This is a genomic window from Microcystis sp. T1-4, from assembly GCF_000297435.1.
Taxonomy (GTDB): Bacteria; Cyanobacteriota; Cyanobacteriia; order Cyanobacteriales; family Microcystaceae; genus Microcystis.
This window is the reverse complement of the sequence record NZ_CAIP01000135.1, coordinates 1-5,206: the sequence shown is the minus strand read 5'-3', so window position 1 is coordinate 5,206 and position 5,206 is coordinate 1. Positions and strand designations below refer to the sequence as shown.

Genomic DNA, 5,206 nt, shown 5'->3' with positions numbered 1-5,206 from the left:
CTCTCTTATCTTTGCTCAAAAACCCTATATATATGGGCGCACGGATTCCCACTATATAAAAAGTTTAAAGCAAGTCTCGTCATTTGTCAAGGGTTTTTAGAAAATCTCCCCACTGGCCAAGATGTGAAGGAAATTGCCAGTAAGTTGGGAGGGTTAGAAAGGTGAGAAGGAAGCGGTCGCAACGCGCTCGCTACGCGAGACCGAGCAGTTACAATGATTGTTAAACTTTCGGGCGCACAGGGGAAAAATGAGAAGGTTTCTTCTATTCTATTTTGACGTTGTGTTTATCTTAATGGTGTCTTGTCTAGAGGAGATTTTTGCCAATAGGATATGCCCCTGGCGATTCTCTGCGCTGCTGATAAGTAGTCGGACATAAATTCTGTTGTCTATCTTAAGAAATGTAAATTGCCGCAATTCTTACTGACGACCGACTCCTTACCCCACAGTTAACTTTACCTTTGTCCAACTACTTATCAAACTTGAGGGGATTGATTAGAGAAAGAACTTAATTCCAAAGCTCCTTTATTAACGGAATAATCTGGCACTGTTACTGCTAGTGACTCAGTTAGTTTTTTATTGAAAAAACTGCCGAGGATTGAATCTAACTAAAATAAGTTATGATCGATCTTGCTTGAGTCAGAAAGATTAATATGCCCAGTCAAGAAATTATTAACCAGAAAAATGCTGCCGCCAACGACGAACAAGTTTCTGAGTCTAACGTAGAGCTAGTTTCCCAACTGAAACAAGAGCATGATAGCGCTGCCAGCCCCCAGGGATTGCCCCATGCCTTCGTCGTCATGCCCTTTGGTAAGAAAAAAGGGGCAGATGACCGCTGGATAGATTTTAATAGCATCTATCAGGATTTAATTAAACCAGCCTTAATCGAAGCTGGATTTGAGCCGTTTCGAGCCGATGAAGAAAGCGTCAGTGGCGATATTCTCACCGATATGTTTCAGGAACTATTGCTCGCGGATCTGGTGATTGCCGACATCAGCATTGATAATGCCAACGTTTTTTATGAGTTAGGAGTGCGCCACGCCCTACGCAAGCGAGGACTAATTCATATCCAGTCGGGACGAGGTCGTATGCCTTTCGATATTTTTAACGTTCGCACTCTCCCCTATCATTGTGACGAGAATGGCTGGCCCGATCGCCAATACTTGGAAAAGGACAAACAGGCGATCGCTAAAATGGCGCGCGCTACCTGGGAATCAGATCCTCATCGCATTCACAGCCCCATTTTCAATTTACTCGACGGCTTGGAAGAACCCGATCGCCGGTCGCTGCAAACCCCCCTAGCCATTGGCTACTGGGATGAGTACAATAATTGGCGGAAAAGGGTAGTGATTGCCCAACGCCAAGATCGCATAGGTGACGTTTTGCTGTTGACTGAAGAAGTGAGCAACCCCCTAATCAAATGCGAGGCGATCGCCGAAGCGGGGAAAGCCTTAAGAAACCTAGGAAATTATCAACTTGCGCTCCAGCAATATCGCAACGGACTGGCACTGCAGCCGAAAAATGCCGAATTCCGGCGCGAGGAAGCCTTTCACCTGATCCGACTGAAGCGATATGATGAGGCAGTGGTGCAATTGGAGTCGCTGCTGCGGGATGAACCGGTCAATATCGATGCCCTTTCCTACTTAGCTCGCATTTACAAAGAAATGTGGAAGGAGCGATGGGTAGGCATCTCCAATGAAGCAGAGCGCCGCCAAATAGCTTACGCATCGGCCCACTTACTGCAAAAAGCGATTGAGACTTACCTGCAAGGCTACCGCCTCGATCAGAATCATTACTATTCCGGCATCAACGCCCTGACCTTATCGTCTCTACTAAAGCATTTAGCGCCACTGGCTGGCAAGGATAGCGATCCAGAAGAGAAAGGGATTAAAGAGCAGTTGCCGGCGCTGTCTGGAGCCGTTAAATTTAGTCTGGAAAGTGCCGCTATCAAGGATAACAACGATGTTTGGGTCTTCCTCTCCCTCGGCGATCTGGCCATCTGTACCGCCAGCAACCCGCAACAGGTGGCCAGAGCCTATAAAAGGGCGCTCAACCGGCTCTGGAACAATAAATTTGCTTTACTTTCAACCCTAGAACAGTTGAAACTTTTAGAATCCCTGAATTTCCGCCTTGAATATGTCAAGTCAGGCCTCGATGTCCTCGAGGCAGAATTGAAGAGAATAGAACATCAAGAAGCAGCGATCGCATCCCCAACGGTGAAGGAACCTCCGCAAGTTTTCCTCTTCTCCGGCCACATGATGGACAAGCCAGACCGGCCGCGGCCTCGGTTTCCCCCAGCCATGGAAACCGAGGCGCAACAAAAAATTAAGGAGGTACTCGATAATCTCAAAGCTGATGCCACGGATCTGGCGATCACATCGGGGATAGCCTGTGGGGGCGATATCCTCTTTCTAGAAGCCTGTTTAGAGCGGCAGATGAAAGTGGAGGTCTATCTGCCCTTCGAGTCAGCCCAATTTATTGAAAAGTCGGTCGACTTTGCGGGCGATGATTGGGTAGAGCGTTTCTATGGAATTAAGAATCATCCCCAGGTGGAACTCAACCTACAACCAGAAAGAATCGGACCGGTCCCGCAAGGAAGCAATTCCTTTGAGCGCAACAATCGTTGGGCGCTCTATTCCAGTTTGATCTACGGAATCGATCGGGTGCGGTTGATTGTCCTCTGGGATGGCAAAGGCGGTGATGGACGTGGCGGGACTGGCGATATGGTCAAGCAAGTACGTCAATTGGGGGGGATTGTCGAGCATCTAGACACAACTAAGTTTGATTATTGGAAAGCCCAAGGAGCGGGAATCGGGAAGCGGAAAGCTTGAGCCACCAGAGCCGAAATTTTTTTCTACTAACGGAGTAAGAGAACCATGCCAGATAGCACCTTAGAACTCAAAAGCCTAGAGAAAACCTCAGAGCCAAAAAAGTCCCAATCTTATCGCAATCAGTTCCAGCAAGAAATCTGTGGCTTGATCGAGCAGATTGACTTGCCAGATTTACAAAAGCAGTTTATGAAAGCCCGCTGGCTCGAGCAATTACTCTGGCTAGAAGGCCGGGCCCAGACAAGTCGCAACCAATACTATTTTCTCCGACTGATCACAATTATCGGGGGGGTGATCGTTCCAGCCTTGGTCAGTCTGAACATCAACGCCAATGATGTCCAAGTCCTGGTCGGTTGGCTCGCCTTTGGCTTGAGTCAGGTGGTGGCTATCAGTGCTGCCGTTGAAGAGTTCTTTCATTATGGCGAACGCTACCGCCACTATCGGAACACGGCCGAGGCCATGAAAATTGAGGGCTGGCAATTTTTCCAGTTGAGTGGTTCTTATCGCCATGCCCAAAATCACGCCGAAGTCTATCCTGATTTTGCTCAAAGGGTAGAAAGCATCATCCAGCGCGATGTGGAAGGATATCTCAGCGAGGTTGTCAAGGAAAAAGAAAAGCCAAAACAGCCCACAGAAATAGCTAAAACACCACTTCAGTAAGCTCTAGGCCGACAAAAAGAGATTAGGGGTGGAGAATAGAGTCAGCCCCATTCCCAGGGGGCCTCCCAGAAAAAATTGGCTGTACCGTTGACTGTATCTAGGACTGGCTGAATAATTATCATTTTTCTTTATTCGTGGCAGGCATTCCACTCCCTTCTCCCGCCCACCAACCCCCCGATCCCTCCCATGTCGGGGGGTTAGGGGTGAGGGAAATTAACCATCTCTGCCATTACTTTAGAAAAATGGTTTGAGATATTTTGACCCGATAGCGTCTCGAGAAATTACTTTTGCGGGAGGTCTAATGACATTTCTAGATATATAGATCATAATTGAATTAATTGGCTAATTTAAGCTTATTTTTCCATGGCTACTAACGAATTACAAAACCTCGAACACAATATTCAACGTTGAAAACAACAATTAGCGGGAAAGCGAAACACTTTAGTTACAATCGCACCGGAAGAAAAAGTTAGGATCGAGCAGCAGAGCGAAGATTTACGCCGAAAAATTTGGGATTTTGAACGAGAAAAATGGGATTTAATCGCCAGCGACAGTCAAGAAGCATCTTTTCCTGATGCGGAGGTAATGGTAGCAGAAATTGTCACAGAATTGACGGCAATTACCAAAGAACCACCCGATCAACTTGCTTCTCCACAAATCTTAGAATTATTAAATCAAATTCTAGCTAAACTCAATCGGCTCTCCCAGGTTTGGTGGGTAAAATGTATTCTAAGATACATTCCTCCTAGCGAGGGGGTGGAACGAACCACAAAGACACAAAGGACACAAAGATCGATCCTATGTAAGTTAAACTCATCACACAGAACCTAGAAGAGCCCTCAATCAACCAGAGCGATCAGCAGCAGCCAAATTAAAAGCGGCTATATCTACTATACCCCCTTTTGTTTCCCTCACCCACGAGGCGGAATTAGATACTGATAGCAATTCTCTAAATACCAACTACAGATAGAGCATCCAGGATATAACCTCGTCCAACAATTGAAGCAATTACCTCTTTGTTCATTTCTTCGAGTCGTTGACCAATTAACAAACGTAATTCCTCTAAGTCTCTAGGTAGTTTCCATCTCAATCCTTTTTTTAGATATTGCCAAATCTGTTCAATTGGATTAGATTCTGGGCAATGTGGTGGCTGAAACATGAGAATAATGTTGTCAGGTATTTTCAGGTTTTTTGCCTTATGAAACCTGCCATTATCTAACTGTATTATCAAAATACTATCGGCAAAATATTCAGAAACTAATTCTAAAAATATTTGAAAACATTGACTGTTTAAATGAGTGAATTCGTAAAAAAAATGCTCTCCTGTCTTCGGCTCTACCACCCCATAGATATAGGTCGCTTGAAATTGACCCTGCACTTTCCCGTAAAGTTTTACCCCTTTTGCTGTTATTTTTCTCCCGCTGATTGTTTTCAGTTCCAGACGAGTTTCATCTTCACATAAAAAGCGAATTTTTCCTGTATTACTCATCATTGTTATCGCCACTCAACTCAGCATTGCCAAATTTTCTAGAAGTTTTTTTTAAAATCCTCTAACCTTTCTTCTGATTGTTCTAGGCTTTTTGGTCTGGCTATTTTTGGAGACGCTTTTAGCCGATAATATACTAATTTGTGTACAGTTTTGTACTTGGCTTCTCTCCCTAATTTTTCCTCTAACCATTCACAAATTTCCCCATAACTATCAAATCCTTCCTTTTCTTTTA

Annotated in this window: 4 protein-coding genes; 2 read left to right on the top strand and 2 right to left on the bottom strand. The window is 45.1% G+C overall.

From position 1 onward, the window contains the following. The first annotated feature begins 650 nt into the window (after window positions 1-650). Window positions 651-2,828: a TRAFs-binding domain-containing protein gene (locus MICAI_RS22495; protein ID WP_008200148.1), complete on the top strand. Its 2,178-nt coding sequence runs from the start codon at window positions 651-653 to the stop codon at window positions 2,826-2,828. Window positions 2,829-2,873: 45 nt separating this feature from the next. After that, the gene (locus MICAI_RS08005; RefSeq protein WP_008200145.1) at window positions 2,874-3,485 is read left to right on the top strand and encodes a DUF4231 domain-containing protein; all 612 of its coding nucleotides are present in this window, start codon (window positions 2,874-2,876) and stop codon (window positions 3,483-3,485) included. Window positions 3,486-4,434: 949 nt separating this feature from the next. Here the strand turns inward: MICAI_RS08005 and MICAI_RS08000 are convergent. Together MICAI_RS08000 and MICAI_RS26965 are read right to left on the bottom strand one after the other, a co-directional pair. Beyond that, window positions 4,435-4,977: an IS630 family transposase gene (locus tag MICAI_RS08000; protein ID WP_008200141.1), complete on the bottom strand. Its 543-nt coding sequence runs from the start codon at window positions 4,975-4,977 to the stop codon at window positions 4,435-4,437. A 35-nt stretch (window positions 4,978-5,012) separates the two neighbouring features. Beyond that, window positions 5,013-5,206: winged helix-turn-helix domain-containing protein (locus MICAI_RS26965; protein ID WP_039899827.1), on the bottom strand; the 194-nt coding region annotated here is incomplete at its 5' end.